This is a genomic window from Legionella drozanskii LLAP-1, from assembly GCF_001467585.1.
Classification (GTDB): Bacteria; Pseudomonadota; Gammaproteobacteria; order Legionellales; family Legionellaceae; genus Tatlockia; species Tatlockia drozanskii.
The window spans coordinates 24,459-40,873 of record NZ_LNXY01000033.1 but is presented as its reverse complement, the minus strand read 5'-3'; the positions used below and the strand labels follow the sequence as shown (position 1 = coordinate 40,873).

The following is a 16,415-nucleotide window of genomic DNA, read 5'->3' as shown; positions in this document are numbered from 1 at the left end:
GTATAACAGATAAACAGATTAGATCAAAAATTTTTCATTTAAAAATCAATAGCGGTGTGCGGAGCGAGAAAGTGAATAAATCGAGACTTAGACCATTTTTTTATAATCGGTAAGTCACTTTCAAAGGACTGCAAAAATACAGTGCTGCTAAACACATTGGACAAGGAGAGTCTGAGAAGAAAAACTAAAATCGGTTAATTGTTCTAAAACTAAGCGAATCGTTAAGACATGAGGTCCCCCCCCGCTTTCGCGGGGGATGACATCTTAAAGGGAGGCTTCAACCTACCTATACTTGAGCGGCCTGAGAACTCCAAAACTTCTCTTTATTATCATTCACAGAGTTATCCACTAGTTCTCGCAAATAGTCTGCTAATTTATTGTTTGGAAATGCTTTTATAAAGTTCTTAGCTTTAATAAATCGATCTTCGTCCTTCATTTCAGGTTTTAATAGTGAATCAATGGTCAAAGCACTGTCTTTGCTTGTAAACCACTCATTTAATCCAAACAAATGAGATAAGCCACAAAATCGGGACGATTTATAAATATAGTATTCTCGAACAGCCTCTCTGACTGCTTCGATTGATAACATCGGTTGGCAGCCCTCGCTGAATAATGATTCTCTAACCTCTTTAGCCCTAAGAAATGTGTTTTTAGAGGAATGAATTGCATATTTATGGGGTTTTCCCTTTTTTCCAGGCGCTTGAAGCAGAGAGTCAGGATAATAATCCATTCGAATGTTTACTGGTGTAGTTGGCTTTTTTAAGTCTATGAAATATTCGAATATTTTAGCTAATCGACTTGCCTGTTTTCCTGCATTCTGGAAAAACAATTTAATATGGATATTGGGTATATCCTCGCTTAGCTCTTCGGCGTTCCTAGAAAATAATCCATCAGCAATCATCTCATCTACCATCTTTGGTACCGACAGCTGAGTCTTTCCCTCGGATAAGTAAAATTGCTGTGAAGTACTTGGAAAATTTAGAGCTAATTCATAATCCTTAGCTTGATTTTCAATAGAGGTCGGTGTAGTTGCGGTTCCGGGCGCAAGAACATAAATCTTGGCATAGGGAGGTAAATTTTTTAATCCTTTTTCACCAAGATAGGTTACAACGACTTCCTTTTGTTTAATGTTTTCTGCCTTGACCCAATCCTTAATCGTGGCTTGTAAAGTTGAAGATACTTTTTCCTGAGCTATAGGAACATATAAGTAATAGGTCATAAGATGCTTCTTTTGTTAATCAAATAGCCAATATTTTACCATAGAATAATAAAAGTTTACAAATAAGAAACAAAGGGATCAGCATGATATTAATTAGATCATTAAAAAAACGAACATTTTTCGACAAAGAATGTTCTAATAACCCGCTTTTACTCGCTAAAATCTCATTCCAGAACCATAGGAATCATCTTTCTTATCCTCAATTTTATCTTGTTTGTCTGGGTTAACCGATTTAGCTAAGGTGTCAAAAGCAAGTTTTCCAGCGTTTGACTTTGATAATTGTGCATGTTGAGCCAACTTATCCAAATCGTTTTTAGTCAGAAAAACGGAGCCATTATGCGGGGTTTTCATTTTTCCCGGCCCACGAGTCAGGCTATGAATCCCGTGCTCTTTATAGAGTCGTTCACAGAATTCTTGCGCTTCCTTTTGGGAACTGAAGGTAATTTTCATGGCTTTAGGATCATGGCCTTTTACATTGGCTCGCGTATTATTCACCATTTGCACATTCACTTGTGTATTAAGATTAGACATGACGCTTTTCACTGAATAAGTTGTAAGCAATCGAGCGGCATCATTCTTGTTAATCCCCAAATTTAAACAGCCATCAAGAACAGTTTCTTGATCAGACACTAACGGGACAATTCCTTTCTCCAGCGATTTTTCTATTTCATTCGCCGACATAATTGGTTGAGAATAGTAATCGCTTCCCTTAAATTTAATGGGATTAGATTTGGGAAATACCCAATTTGCGGTATTGGGCGTTAAATTATTAACCTGCTGATTATGTGCTAACGCTGCGCTATGAGTACTCTGTAATTGTTGATAAGCCTGAGTAGGATTGGGAATACGGGGCTTTTCACCATTTTGAATCAGTAACTTATTTCCCTCTTCTAAGATCAAAATTCCCAGCATATTTAACCCTTTGCCATCTGGACCACTGGCCCAGTTTACGTCATATTGGCTTATTTCTACTGGCAAGATCCCTTCTCGTGCGCACTCCATCGCTTTCTCACGCAACTCAGGATGCTGCTCGAGTTTCATCGCAATCACAGTGCGCATAAAGTTAACAGTCTCTTTTTTGCCTGTTGGATTTTTGGTCGCGTGAAAATCAGCATCACATAAAGCATCAAAGGCGTATTTATCTTTTACATTAAGTCCATCTTTATTTAATTGATTGAGATATTTATTCACCAAAGGATCATAATCATCACGAGGCAAATATTCTTTATTTGTGCCAGCGTGAGTTGCGGCAATTTCATCTAGCATGGTAGTTAGAGTCTTTTGGGCTGGATGATTCAGAGGTAGCTTACCTTTTAAATGAAGTATTTTTTGTGCATGGAAAGCATGCTCAGACGAGGGCCATACAATGGTTCTGGAACCACCATCAATGTTCACTGTTTGTTTAATTGGATATTTACCCGAAGGGGTGGTATTAGCGAAAGCACCATAAGGTTCAGTAGAAGGATTCTTGAAAGGTGCAATTTTAACGCCACCTAATGATACATAGGGTTTTGGCATACTAAATCTCCCTCAAATACCCTAAATATAGTTCAAAAATACCAATAGCGTGTGAGGCCATTGATCGAAAATAAAGGAGCAATTGTCTTGAACTCTTTCTACCTGCATCAACGAACTCTTATGGTCAAGCCACAAGATTCGCATGGTTGCAGATAGGAATGACAAAATTTAATTCTGTCTTAGAACAGTTGGATCAGAATCTTCCGGTTTATCTGCTGGAAGCTCTTGCGGGACAGGTGAAGATCCTTGAGGAGAGGTCCCAATCACTTTTCTAAAAATACCAAACTTTCCACAGTTTGCAGCATCGTCTTTAGGTTCTGCTGGCCTATTATATCCGGATTCTTGAGCAGGAGCAGGAGCATACTTCCACTTAAAAATTATCGACAGAACTTGCTCTACTATTCCTTTTAAAGCAATGACCCACTGGGGCAATTTTTCATTTTGTGGGCTGGCGGGAGTAGGGACTGTATTTTCTTCAACGTATTGATTTAATAATAATCCCATGTCTACTAAAAGATGCTCGGCCTTATTAGCGAATTCATCAGTATCTAAGCTTAATTGTAACTCTTTTTGCACTTCATCTCGAAAACCAGTAGCCTTTGAATTTTTTACCAACAAGTCTTCTACATATTGATTAAGTTCTTCTGACTGCTCAAGTAAAATCTCTATTTTAACATCCCAAAGACCTAAGATATCTTTATTTTCCTTAAGATAGTTAAGATGCTTGTCCAGCAAAGCGAGCTGAATGAAGAGTGCTTTTAATGCTTGTTCAGTACCATCTACATTCTCAGATAATTTTTCCAATGCCTCTTTTGTTTGACTTATCGTTTCAAATAAGTAAGAGGCCATTTGTAATGATCTATTTAATGGCTCAAGCACTACTGAAGAATTGAATTGGTAATTTTCAACAAACCTTGTCCAAAGCTCGCTTCCCCCTTTTACCGACTCAACTAACTGATGTTGATAAGTTCTTTCATCTTCATTTGAAAGTTGTCCTTTAGAATTTTTCCACCAGTGGGTAATTGATGCAGCAATTAAGTCACAATCAGACGTTTGAAAAAAATTCATCATTAGGAGTTTCTTGGCTTCAATAACGCTCATTAATGACTGCTGATCCCTTAGAGGCTCCTCTTCGAATGCCTTTGAAATTTCTTCATGAATTTCGTCATCTAATAATTCAACAGCAGCCATTTGAATAGTAACTAATTCAGTTACACACTGGAAATAAGCCTTTATTTTTTCTACTTTTGAATCATTATCTTTTAGAAGATTTTGCATCTTAGCTGTCAAAATTTCTCTTTTTTCAGCGAGTACTTTTACAGTATCAAATCCTATTGTGCTCGTATAACTTGCAAAAAAACGACAAAATTCATTAAGTTCTAAATCAAAAATAGCGGCTTCTCTAGCTTCTATAACCTCCACTTTTTCTGCATTATCTATACTTGGTAAATAAAGCCGCCCTGTTGCACCCCACGGGTTTCTGATCCGTACCATTTTAATTCTTTCTTCTCTATCCTTAAAAGGATTGGGCTTCTCATAAGTTTCAATAATTGTATAAGCATGCGTCGCTCTTAGACCTTCTACTTCGTCCTCATAGCTTTGGGGAGTACCTACTGCTAAAGATTGACCGGCGGCTAGGTTGCTGGTTATGTCATTAAAAATTTCGAGTGCTTCGGTTGAATAAATTCCAGTGAACATTTCATGGTAATAAGTATACAATTCCCTTAAGAGCTTAACGACATCCTCATTTTTTTCATCTATTGAAAAATGGTTTATTAGTGCTTCAAGACGTGATTTGCTATTACCAAATTGTTTATCATTATATATTCTTTCCCACTGCTCTTTATTTGCATTATAAAAATCTATTAATTTCAAACAGATTGTTTGCGTATCTTCAGGAAAAATATTAACTAGTACCTTCATTTTTGATAATAGTACAGCTGTCACAATTTCATCTGCTCTAGAAGAGTCTGCTTCCCGTATTACAGGTATTGCCGCAAGTTGTTCAAGCTCATCAGCAAAAAAGTGAGCGATGTCCCAAGCAAAAAAATTCTCATGGCTAATGTAAGTTTCCTTTGCAGGACAACCAGTTAATAGGCTAAATGCAGTAAACCTTGTTCCTCCATTTAATGCCTCACTCATCGATGGAACAGTGGCGCCAAAAAACTCAGGAACAGATGCAGCTGCTTCTTCGAGAATATGGACCCAAAAAGTATGGTTATTTAATTTACCTTCTCTATCTACAATATAGGCATCTTGAACTCGTATATAACATGGCTCTAAGGTTTTAGGGTGGAATAAACGAACTGTAGTTGTGCCATCTCCATTTTGCCTCATCATGCTACGAATATAGCTTGCTCCTCCAGGCTGAGCTAAAATAGCTGCTATGGGAGCGAGGAAAAAGCAATCAGGCACCCTAAACTGTTTCACATCGTCCATGGATGGAGAACCTTCGCCAAATAAATCTTCATTACATTGCTGATATTGCTCAATGTTAAATCCTAAGTACTCTTCAGGATTTGTAAGCTCAACTTCACAAGTATTGTCACTATGAATAACTATATTCCTTTGCGCTTCAGGCAAATCAGCACGACTTGCATCTGCTGGCTGATAAGGGGTTAGCCTGAATTTCTGGGTTTCTTCTTGCTTATCTAAATTGAGTGGCTGGATTATTGCGAAACTACCAGCTTCTAATGTTTTACCATCAGCTAAGGTGATTGTTTTACTTATTTTTCCTCGGACTCCAGGGAAAACTAGAGGCAAATCAATACCGTTGGGGACCATAAGACTTCCTTGAGTCAGAAAATTAAGTGGTAACATACAGTCTCCAATATAAAAAGCTTACAATTATTGACATTAAATTATACTTGATGAATATTAAGCAATCATTAACTTTTCGATGTATTTTGTTATTGAAGAGCCCTAATTTTTAAATAGACCTCTAATCACTGATCTTCTTTCATTGTTATTATTTTCAAATTTTTCAATCGTATTGACGTATAATTATTAAACATATTGATTATTTTAAGCTTTAAAAATTGGCATTGACGAACTATGCTTTGATTTTGTGGGATCGAGAAAGGGATGAAAAAAAAGCTATTTTATAGATTAGGAAGAGCTATTTTTCGACTTCGATGGGCGATAGTACTTATTTGGGCAATAGTCCTCATAGCCTCTATACCAATTCTTGTAAAAACAATTCCTCCATTTAAAAGCACTGGGTTTAGCGACGAGAATTCTGCGAGTTTTAAAGCTCAGAAATATATTAACGACCAATTTGGCTATGATGACACCAATAAGATTTTGATCATTTATCATAGCTCTAGTCTTTTAGCGGATGAGTCTCCTTTTATAAAAAAAATAAAAAATTCACTTTCTGAATTAAAAAATTATCCTATTAAACATGAAATAATTCTCCCTTCAGAAAATAAAAAGCAAATTTCTAAAAATAAACATTCTGCCTATGTTGTCCTTATCATCAAAAGTCATAAAGTATTGGGGGATAAAGAACTAGAGCACATTAAGTCATTGATAAAAAAACCATCCAAAATGTCGATGGAATTTGGAGGTCAGGCTTCGTTTGTTAATGAGATTAATAAGCAGACTCAGGTTGATCTCTATCGCGCTGATTTGATTGCCACACCAGTTGCAATTATTACCTTAATTTTCGTTTTTGGCTCAGTCATGGCGGCTCTACTGCCCATTGTATTAGGTGGAGGATGCGCCTTAGTTATTTTAACTTCACTTTATCTCATTGGAGAGCATTACACCCTTTCGATTTACACTTTAAATATTGCTTTATTGTTAGGACTTTGTTTAAGCCTGGATTACGCGCTATTTATTATTAATCGATTTCGCGAAGAATTTCATAAAGGAAAAAGTATAAAAACAGCGCTTGCGATCACTGAAGAAACCGCAGGAAAATCTGTTTTCTTTAGTGGATTAGCTGTTTTAGTTAGCTTAAGTGCTTTATTTTTATTTCCTATTAATATTTTATTTTCTATGGCTATAGGTGGTGTGATTGCAGTTTTAATTGCGGTAATTAATGCAGTTATAGTATTACCAGCTGTTCTCGGGATTATTAAAAAGAATATTGATTTTTTATCGATTCACATGATTAAACACACCGGTAATCGTGCACCATTTTGGCGTTGGTTTGCTACAAAAATAGTGAATAGACCGCTCGTTTTTTTCTTTCCCGTTATTATTTTTTTACTAATACTGGGTTATCCGATTACAACAGCTAAATTTGGAGTATCCGATTATCGGATAACGCCTAAAACCTCGGATAGTCGACAATTTTTTAACGACTATGAAAACTATTTTAATATTAGAGACTTAACACCCGTTACTCTATTAGTTCAGGCTCCAAATAGCAATATTCTTTCAAAAAAGAATATTTCAAAATTATATAATTTCGTCAATAAATTGCAGGATAATTCATTAGTTCATAATGTAGTTGGTATTATTTCATCAGATTCTAAATTAAGTAAAAAGGAATATCAGACGCTCTATTCTACTTCTAAAAATCTGTTACCTGCGAGTGTGAAAAAATTGCTATCGACCTCAACCAGGCATTCTTTCACTCTATTAAATGTTAATAGCAAATACAAAATTAACTCCGAGCAAACAACCGACTTAGTCAAAGAACTAAAAACCATTAAAGTTCCATTAAGAATGGATGTGGAAGTGACTGGAACTCCGGCAATCAATGTGGATGTCTTAGATAAAATTTTTGCAATACTTCCCTACGCTGTTGTATGGGTTCTTGTTTTTTCCTATCTGATTTTGCTTCTATTATTACGCTCTTTATTTCTACCTTTAAAAGCTATTTTAATGAACTTATTGAGTCTTTCAGCTTGCTATGGCGCTCTCGTATTAGTCTTTCAAGATGGGTATTTGGCTCATTATCTTAATTTCGAACCTCAAGGAATTCTAGATATTAGCTTATTAGTGATAATTTTTTGTGCCCTATTTGGGTTTTCAATGGATTATGAAGTATTCCTATTGTCGAGAATTAAAGAGTCATACCATGAATGCAACGATAATAAGAAAAGCATCATTTTTGGCATCGAAAAAAGCAGCCGCATAATAACTTCCGCAGCCTTAATTGTTATTGTTGTTTGCGGTTCCTTTTTAGTTGCTGATGTCCTGATGGTAAAAGCATTTGGACTCGGTATTGCCGTCGCCATTTTCGTGGATGCTTTTTTAATTCGTACGCTCTTAGTGCCCTCTACTATGGCAATTTTTAAAAAATGGAATTGGTATCTTCCTAAATGGCTCGATAAATTTTTACCCGAACTATAATTATATTAAATAAATAAAAACAGATAATTAGGTCCTATAAAAATGATTAAGAAACGACTTAGAGAAAATACACAGACTTTAGTCGAAATGTTTGAGTGCCAGGCTGCGCTGCGCCCTCAAGCTATTGCTATAAGTTGTGCAAACCAAACTATAAGCTACGGAGAATTAAATCAAAAAGTGAATCAGTTGGCTCATAGTTTATCTCAATTAGGGGTAAAAAAAGAGCTTCCTGTTGCTATCTGTATGGAACGTTCTATTGACTTAATTATTGGAATCCTTGGAATTTTAAAAGCAGGTGGGGCTTATGTTCCACTCGATCAATCCAACCCTGCGGAAAGATTACTGTATATTTTAAATAGAGACTACATTCCAATTCTTATTACAACACCTGAAATGGCAGTCAAATTTAGAGGTTATCAAGGTACTCTTTTACCTTTTTCAGATAAAGATTTTTTTTCTGAACCCAAACAAGAGATAGCCAACCAAAAATCAAAAATCAGCCCGAATCAACTAGCATATATAATTTATACCTCAGGATCTACAGGTCCACCAAAAGGTGTTTTAATTGAACATAGAAGTATAGTTAACTATTCGAAATGGATTGCTGAATTATATTGCTTTCGCCCTGAAGAACGGATTGATTTTTCTTCTAATATCTCTTTTGATTTTTCCTTAACCACCTCAATAATTCCTTTGACACAAGGATTAACAATAGTAATTTGTGAAGATAAAGTTAAGAAAGATCCAAATTTATATTTGGATTATCTGGAAACGAATAAGATTAGTTATGTTAAATTAACCCCTGCCTATTTTGAAGTTCTGCTGCAGCAAGCAAAATTTCAAAATACACCTCTTAACTATTTAAAAAAGATTATCTTAGGTGGAGAAGCCTTATTATCAATCGACTGCGCTTCTTGGTTGAATCTTTATCCCAACCATATTTTATTTAATGAATATGGTCCGACAGAAACTACTGTTGGGGTTAGCGTATATCAAATTGATCGAAATAATATCGCTCAATTAGGTACCTATGTTCCGATTGGCGAACTGTTCCCTAATTGTAATTTTTATCTCGTTAATCAAGGTAATCGAGTTGGAAAAAACGAAGTTGGTGAACTCTATGTAGGGGGTGTTTGCCTAGCTCGTGGTTATTTAAATCACTCTCAGTTAACTGCGGAGAAATTCATTAGCAATACTTTTGATTCGTCTTCTAATACCCGCTTGTATAAAACGGGTGATTTATGCCGTCAACTTCCCAACTCCAAATTGGAATATATTGGAAGAATTGATAATCAAATTAAAATCAGAGGATATCGTATTGAACCCGCAGAAATTGAGAGTATTTTAACAAAACACTCCGCTTTAGAATCGGCAAAAATAAATGCTGTTGAGAATTACCGAAAAGAAAAAATACTTGTCGCTTATTATATTTTAAATAATAAAAAAGCGGTGATTTCTGATGGGGAATTACGGCAATATCTAAAGGGTTATTTGCCGGATTTTATGATACCAACTTTCTTTATAGCGATGGAATCATTTCCTTTAAATGAAAATGACAAATTGAATCTCAAAGCATTACCAATTCCTCGCGTTTTCTCCCACGAAGAACCACAGAGTCCGCTAGAGAAAACAATTGCGGAGATTTGGTCCAATGAACTTGGTTTAGACCCAATTGGTATTAATGATGATTTTTTTGAATTAGGAGGGCACTCCCTATCTGCAGCAAGAATAATTTCAGCACTCACTCAGCTCATCAATAAAAATATTAGTATCCGACAATTTTATCAAAACCCGACCATACGTGCTTTATCAATATTGTTAGATAAGCAGCAAAAAATTAATAATAGAATTCACTTCCCTGGAAAAATATATCAGGATAATTATCAATCCCCTCTCAGTGATTTTCAATTTACTTTATGGTTGGCTACTATTTTTGAGCCAAAGGCAAAAAAAATAAACATCTGTGGACGAAAACGTTTTTATGCTTGCTTGAATGAAAAAAAACTTCGTGACTCCTTTGAAAATCTTTTAAAAAAACATGATGCATTGTCCTATAAAATAGCAAAATTTATTCCAGAACAACAATTTAAAAAGTCATTGACTATTAAAATCGAAGTAATATATTTGGAATCATTATCCCTGGAAAATGAAACAATATTAGAAAAATCATTAGAAGACTTAAGAAATGATCATTACTGGCCTAAAAATTACGCGCTATTTAGAGCTCGAATCTTTTACTTGCCTGGAGATAAAACGGAATTACAATTTTGTATGCCTCATATCATTTCAGATGAAGTTTCAATTGATATTCTCTTTTCCGATTTATCCCAATTGTATCTATCTGAGGAATTGCCAAACTTACAAAAAGACAATTCACATCGAGAATACATTTTTGCTGAACAGCAACATCTAAACACTCACTTCGACCATGATCTGATCTTTTGGCAAAACTATTTAAACAATACTGCCTTATTAGTCATTCCCGATGACTATGTTGTACCCAATATGAAAAAACAAAAACTAGCTTATTCAAGCCATATAGAAATTCCCGAAAATTTATTAGACGCTTTACAAATTTATTGCTCTAAACATCATTTTAGCCTAGATCTCGGCCTATGCGGGGTTCTATTACTAGCTTTAAATCGAATTTTGGGCGAATCAAATTCAAACTCAGCGCTCTGCTTTAGTAAGGTAAAATCAACTCGTGATAATTGTAAATACGATAATACAATCGGTTGTTTCCTCAGTTTAGACTTGATAAAAGTCATGTTGAATAAAGAGGAAAATTTAAACTCCCTCTGTCAGCAGCTACGCGCATCTATTATAAGCACGAGTCCTTTTCAAAAATGTCCAAATTTAGCTAAACTTGCATGTATTAGCAATTTCCGGCATTCCAGTAGAGTCAAAGAAATAGCGGTTAATGGCCTCACTTCAATTTATAATTTTGTTGTTCCTTCCCATCCATTAAATCACAAATTAATTAATCACTGTGTACGCTTAAATAAATTTAAAGGAAATCATTTTCTAATTAATGTCAATGTCTATAAAGATTTTGTGAATACAAAGAATAGGGATAACTCTCTCTTTGAATCCGAATGTGAACCTCTAGCAAACAATTGGCATGATTTGTTAGCAATCAATAACTTTCTTGATGTTTGTTTTCTCAGAATGGAAGACCAAAAAGCTTATATGGTTGTTTCTGCCAACTTAACTACCGAGTTTAAAGCGCTGTTGGGAAAAGAATTATTAGAAATCTGTAAATTGCTTCAATAAATTACTTAATTCATATTTCCTTTAATTAAAGTTCTGATAAAATCACCAGTTCAATTATTTAAGGGAATAATATGATAAAAAAAATATTGCTAGCGGTTACTACTTATTTATTTGCCTTTTCCGCTTTTGCTGCTTCTTCATCTTGTCCTAAGGCGATGCCCACAGATACCCTACTTTTTTGCAACTCTTTTAAGGTTGCTGCTAGGTGTTACTGTACTTCCTCTGGACTACCTGCTGGATTGTGCCAAAATGTAGATGAGATTTATTTACGAATGATTATTATCTATAAAACATTGGAAAATGCATGCCATTCTCAAAAATATACAGGCGAACAAGATTGCCTGGACAATTGGCGTTGCTATCTCTATGGCGGTATAGATTCTCAAAATAGAATTTGCAGTTCGAATTATACGAGTTGTCCTAAAGAATAATGTTAAGAGATAAAGGGTTCTGTGGTGATTTTTAAAAAGCTAAAATTCAGTAGTTTGTTGTTTTTATCGTTATATCCATTATTTGGTTATAGCGGTGAAAGTCAGTCTGTTTCTTTTAATCGAGCACTCTATGTAGGTTTACTTGGCGGGTATGGCTCGACAACTTGGAGAGGATTAGTACCAACAAAGGAAAATCAGAACTTAGCTCTCAATTTATCAACCCCCATTCATGTCACAGAAGGTGGTGGCGTATGGGGGGTGTTAGCGGGCTATGAATTTATTCCTGCTTTTGCTTTAGAGGCAAGCTATATGCACTTCCCTAAAGCCAATGTTTTCTTCGATCCTGAAAGTCTTTTTAGCTTCAATAACAATGACATAGTCACTCTACGCACCAAAACAGAAACTATAAATTTAATGGGTAAAATTATGTTACCCATCTTAAACAGTTCTTTTAGAGTCTATTCTAGTGCTGGAATTGCTGGCGTGAATCGTACAGATCTCATTGAGAAGGCTTGGCGGGCTAGCCCAACTTTCGGAGTTGGAGTCAATTATCGTTTAGGCAGCCATATCATGGCGGAAATTGGTGGAAATTATACCGCAGGTTATGGAGAATCTCAGTTAAGCCCGACGGACTCCTATTTTCCTTTTCTTTACTCTGTAACAGCTCGCCTAAGTTATCGCTTTTAACTTAAGCTACCGGAGTATTGAATTTGCTGACAAGGCTTTAGTGTTTGATATTAATGGATTACCTCTTAACTAACAATGTAAGGATACGCTATGTGGGCAAATCTCAGAAATAATCTCGGGCCTCTCATTCTCATGTTAGTCTGCCCTCCCTTTGTCATGCTGATGTGGTACACGAATACACAATTAGATGGTTCTTTCTATGCCCTATGGAATCTAATCAGTGAAGAAGGGGTTTTTAATACGGTATACAAGGTTTGGCAGCCCTATTTTTGGGGCTCAAGTCTCGCTTGGACAATGATTGCCTGCTTTATCGTCTTTGAACTCATATTAATGCGCATACTGCCTGGGAAAAAATTCTACGGGCCGGCTACAGCAAAAGGCTATATGCCAATCTATAAAGAAAATGGATTTTTAGCCTTTGTTATCACCCTAGGTACCTTTTGCTTTGCTTCTTTTGGGCTACATTTATTTCCTGCCACCATAATATACGATAATATGGGTAGCATTTTTGGTGCACTCAATCTTTTTAGCCTTTTGTTCTGTGTTTTATTATATCTCAAAGGCCGTTTCTTTCCCTCAACAAGCGATGCAAGTACCACCAAAAACGTGTTATTCGACTATTATTGGGGAACAGAATTATATCCGCAAGTTTTTGGCTGGCACATCAAACAACTAATCACCTCTCGCTTTGGGATGATGAGCTGGGGGCTGTTTCTTATTTCTTATTGTGCTAAACAGGCAGAATTAAGCGGATTAGCTAATTCGATGATGATTTCGGTGGTTTTGCAAGGTTTATATGTAGCTAAATTTTTTCTATGGGAAAAAGGCTATTTGCGCTCGCTGGATATTATGCACGACCGTGCCGGATTTTATATTTGTTGGGGCTGCCTAGTTTGGGTGCCCTGCGTCTATACCTCGCCAGGCATGTATCTTGTTCTTCATCCTGTACAGCTAAGCACAGCCTGGGCGTCGATTATTTTGGTTCTCGGAGTCATCAGCGTTCTTATTAATTACTTAGCAGATAAACAACGGATGCTGGTCAGAGAGACCGAGGGTAATTGTAAGATTTGGGGTAGAAAACCAACTATTTTGTTAACGCATTATAAAACGCTAAAAGGAGATACCAAAAGTAGTATTCTCCTTGCTTCAGGCTGGTGGGGAATTTCAAGGCATTTTCATTATATTCCAGAAATATCGAGTGCGTTTTTTTGGTCTGTTCCAGCGCTTTTTACTCATTTCTCGCCTTATTTTTATGTCTGCTTCCTAACCATTCTTCTGCTTGATCGCGCCTTTCGTGATGATAAGCGCTGCGCTAATAAATATGGTCAAGATTGGAATAAATACTGTGAACTTGTACCTTATAAAATAATCCCTTTTTTAATTTAAATTAGCGATTGATTCATCAGTGCGATGAGATTTTCAAGCTTATCTGCTTCATTGGCAGGCTTGTCCCATCGCACTCGATTGATGCGGGGAAATCGCAAAGCCACGCCTGATTTATGACGAGAAGAATAATTAACCGCATCAAATGCAATCTCAAAAACAAGCGCCTTTTCTACTTCTCTAACCGGGCCAAAATGATTCTGGGTGTGATAACGAACCCACTTATCAAGTTGATATAATTCTTCATCAGTAAAGCCAAAATAGGCTTTCCCAATGGGAACTAACTCATCCTCTCGCCAAAGCCCAAAAGTATAATCTGAATAATAAGAAGAGCGTTTGCCATGACCGCGTTGTGCATACATCAAAACAGCATCAATTAATCGAGGTTCTCTTTTCCATTTGAACCAAGGACCAAAAGGTCTACCAGCAACATAGGTGCTGTTTTTACGTTTTAACATCAAGCCTTCGATCGCAATAGCCTGTTTGCTGAGAGCCCTTTGTTTTAGTTCTAGCAAACTCTCGGCTGAATCAAAAAATAAAAGCTCGGAGAGTATCATATTGGAGGGGTGGTAGTTTCTAAACCATGCTTCCAATCTTTTTCTCCTCTCTAGTAGAGAGAAACGCCGTAAATCTTGAGTTTTCTCTTCAAGAAGATCATACAAAATAATTGCCGCAGGCTGCTCCTGGAGAATTTTCTTATTCGGCTTTTTACGATTTAATCTTTTTTGCAAATCGTTAAAGCTGCCTATATGGTTTTTATTTTGAATGACAAGCTCGCCATCCAAAACCACCGGCTCATTAACCTCCTGTAAAACATCAGGAAATGACTGGCTGATATTATCGCCAGTTCGAGAATACAGGGCTTTAGACTTAGAAGTGCAAACGAGCTGCACGCGAATGCCATCGTATTTGTATTCGGCATAAAAATCATCGGGACTGATTAAGATGAGATCTTTTTCTTTCAACGGATGAGATAACATGACGGGATGAAAGAAATTAGCATCAAAGGTATGAGGAATTGAGCTTTTCCCTTCTAACCAAGCGAATAACTCAAGATAAGGAGGCTTTAGATTATGCCAGACCTGTTCTAGATCCAAGATATCAATCCCGCCATAGATTGCTAGAGCCTTTTTTAAAAACCGAGCCGAAACGCCAATCCTCAAATTCCTGGTCCCTATTTTTAATAAAGCCCAGCGCTCAACCTTATTGGATTGATCCAACAATTTAGCTAAAAAAGGCGCCATTTCAGTTTTAGACAATTTTTGAAAAACCATAATTATTTCTGCAAGATTTGGCAGCTTAGATTCTTGATGATTGGGCCATAGCAAAGCGATGGTTTCAGAAAGATCACCGACATAATCTAAAGATAGTTCAAACAAAAAGGGATCAATTCGCTGATCAATTAACTCTCTTATTAACTCGCGTTTAAATGTAGGAAACTCTAAAGAATCAGCCATAATTGCCAAAGCATACCCGCGCTCTGGATCCGAGGTGGTTTTAAAGAAATCTTGCAATAAACTTAACTTGGCTTTGTGTCGGTAAGAAAAATAAAGCTTATCGAGCAATTGAGCAAATTTTTTCATCATCAATCCTCGCTCTCATCTTGGCCCAACAATCTCAATGCCTTAGCTTTAAACCCTTTCTGCCTAGCCGCGTAAACCAGGGCATCTTCTAGACCATGAGTCACCCAAACTTCTTCGGGCTTATCTTCGTCAATCGTTTGTAAAAGCTCAAACCAATCGGCGTGATCAGAAATAACCAGCGGCAAATCAACATTTTTTTGCTTGGCACGAGCACGAATTTGCATCCATCCCGACGCATTAGCCCTGATGATTTCGCCAAAACGTCTTGTCCAGCGACTATGTAATTCACCAGGAGGGCATAAAACGATTTTTTTAATGGCACTAGCTTTATCTAAACTAAGCGCCGGACGTAATTCACCTAACTCAACGCCCCAACTTTCGTAAAGTTGACAAAGATTGACTAAAGCACCATGCAAATAAATGGGTTCTGAATAATGTAATTGGCGCAGTGTTTTAATAACTCGTTGACATTTTCCAAGAGGATATACCCCGACCAGATGACAGAATGGAAATTTTTCAAGAGATGCGAATAGCTTTTTAATTTCATCTTCGATGGGTGGGTGTTTAAAAATGGGTAATCCAAAAGTCGCCTCTGTAACAAAAAAATCACAAACCATGGCCTCAAAAGCCATGCAAGTGGGATCATAAGCGCGTTTATAATCACCAGAAATAATTAAACGCTGATTACTATACTCAATAACTACTTGGCAACTGCCCAAAATGTGACCCGCGGGGATAAAACTTAAGTTTACTTGGTTAATTTTTAAGGGTTGATGATACGGTAGATTTTGCCATTGCCCACAGGCCTTATCGCCAAAACGAAGTTGCATAATGTCAATGGTTTCTGGACTAGCCAAAACCTTATCGTGACCTGGCCGGGCATGATCATTATGGGCATGAGTTATGACCGCCCTATCTACACAATCAATGGGGTCAATATAAAAATCACCTGGAACACAAAAAAGGCCTGCAGGTTTTGGTATTAGCCAATCACTGAGCTTAGGCATAATTTAT

General features: G+C 36.6%; 10 protein-coding genes. 5 read left to right on the top strand and 5 right to left on the bottom strand.

What is annotated here, in order from left to right; genetic code table 11:
• Positions 1-286 precede the first annotated feature (286 nt).
• The 3 genes from Ldro_RS15515 to Ldro_RS15505 all read right to left on the bottom strand — a co-directional run bounded on the left by Ldro_RS15515 (position 287) and on the right by Ldro_RS15505 (position 5,320).
• Complete coding sequence (locus Ldro_RS15515) at positions 287-1,219, bottom strand: hypothetical protein (protein ID WP_058497341.1); 933 nt, start codon at positions 1,217-1,219, stop codon at positions 287-289.
• Between the two features lie 156 nt (positions 1,220-1,375).
• Positions 1,376-2,737, bottom strand: coding sequence for an NADAR family protein (locus tag Ldro_RS15510; protein ID WP_058497340.1), 1,362 nt, complete (start codon positions 2,735-2,737; stop codon positions 1,376-1,378).
• Positions 2,738-2,905: 168 nt separating this feature from the next.
• A complete protein-coding gene (locus Ldro_RS15505) occupies positions 2,906-5,320 on the bottom strand; it encodes a C2 family cysteine protease (RefSeq protein WP_162263986.1) in 2,415 nt (804 codons plus the stop codon).
• A 501-nt stretch (positions 5,321-5,821) separates the two neighbouring features.
• On the opposite strand from Ldro_RS15505, the gene Ldro_RS15500 reads away from it, so the two are divergent.
• The 5 genes from Ldro_RS15500 to Ldro_RS15480 all read left to right on the top strand — a co-directional run bounded on the left by Ldro_RS15500 (position 5,822) and on the right by Ldro_RS15480 (position 13,821).
• On the top strand, positions 5,822-8,044 hold the full coding sequence (locus tag Ldro_RS15500; RefSeq protein ID WP_058497338.1) for an MMPL family transporter: 2,223 nt from the start codon (positions 5,822-5,824) through the stop codon (positions 8,042-8,044).
• Positions 8,045-8,086: 42 nt separating this feature from the next.
• Entirely contained in the window at positions 8,087-11,317 is a 3,231-nt protein-coding gene (locus tag Ldro_RS15495; protein WP_058497337.1) for a non-ribosomal peptide synthetase, read from the top strand.
• Positions 11,318-11,388: 71 nt separating this feature from the next.
• Complete coding sequence (locus tag Ldro_RS15490; protein WP_058497336.1) at positions 11,389-11,748, top strand: hypothetical protein; 360 nt, start codon at positions 11,389-11,391, stop codon at positions 11,746-11,748.
• A 24-nt stretch (positions 11,749-11,772) separates the two neighbouring features.
• Positions 11,773-12,435, top strand: a complete 663-nt coding sequence (locus tag Ldro_RS15485; RefSeq protein ID WP_058497335.1) for an outer membrane beta-barrel protein — start codon at positions 11,773-11,775, stop codon at positions 12,433-12,435.
• Between the two features lie 90 nt (positions 12,436-12,525).
• A complete protein-coding gene (locus Ldro_RS15480) occupies positions 12,526-13,821 on the top strand; it encodes a phosphatidylethanolamine N-methyltransferase family domain-containing protein (RefSeq protein WP_058497334.1) in 1,296 nt (431 codons plus the stop codon).
• Here the strand turns inward: Ldro_RS15480 and Ldro_RS15475 are convergent.
• Together Ldro_RS15475 and Ldro_RS15470 are read right to left on the bottom strand one after the other, a co-directional pair.
• Positions 13,818-15,404 carry a cisplatin damage response ATP-dependent DNA ligase gene (locus Ldro_RS15475; protein ID WP_202972546.1) on the bottom strand — a complete coding sequence of 529 codons (1,587 nt, stop codon included), beginning with the start codon at positions 15,402-15,404 and terminating at the stop codon, positions 13,818-13,820. The two genes, Ldro_RS15480 and Ldro_RS15475, sit on opposite strands and share 4 nt — an antisense overlap.
• On the bottom strand, positions 15,404-16,408 hold the full coding sequence (locus tag Ldro_RS15470) for a ligase-associated DNA damage response exonuclease (protein ID WP_058497332.1): 1,005 nt from the start codon (positions 16,406-16,408) through the stop codon (positions 15,404-15,406). The genes Ldro_RS15475 and Ldro_RS15470 overlap by 1 nt, the downstream gene beginning before the upstream one ends.
• Positions 16,409-16,415 lie beyond the last annotated feature (7 nt).

Bases quoted from the DNA above. Each gene is read 5' to 3' on its own strand.
- Ldro_RS15515 (WP_058497341.1), bottom strand. From the start codon at position 1,219: ATGACCTATTACTTATATGTTCCTATAGCTCAGGAAAAAGTATCTTCA.
- Ldro_RS15510 (WP_058497340.1), bottom strand. From the start codon at position 2,737: ATGCCAAAACCCTATGTATCATTAGGTGGCGTTAAAATTGCACCTTTC.
- Ldro_RS15500 (WP_058497338.1), top strand. From the start codon at position 5,822: ATGAAAAAAAAGCTATTTTATAGATTAGGAAGAGCTATTTTTCGACTT.
- Ldro_RS15495 (WP_058497337.1), top strand. From the start codon at position 8,087: ATGATTAAGAAACGACTTAGAGAAAATACACAGACTTTAGTCGAAATG.
- Ldro_RS15490 (WP_058497336.1), top strand. From the start codon at position 11,389: ATGATAAAAAAAATATTGCTAGCGGTTACTACTTATTTATTTGCCTTT.
- Ldro_RS15480 (WP_058497334.1), top strand. From the start codon at position 12,526: ATGTGGGCAAATCTCAGAAATAATCTCGGGCCTCTCATTCTCATGTTA.
- Ldro_RS15475 (WP_202972546.1), bottom strand. From the start codon at position 15,404: ATGATGAAAAAATTTGCTCAATTGCTCGATAAGCTTTATTTTTCTTAC.
- Ldro_RS15470 (WP_058497332.1), bottom strand. From the start codon at position 16,408: ATGCCTAAGCTCAGTGATTGGCTAATACCAAAACCTGCAGGCCTTTTT.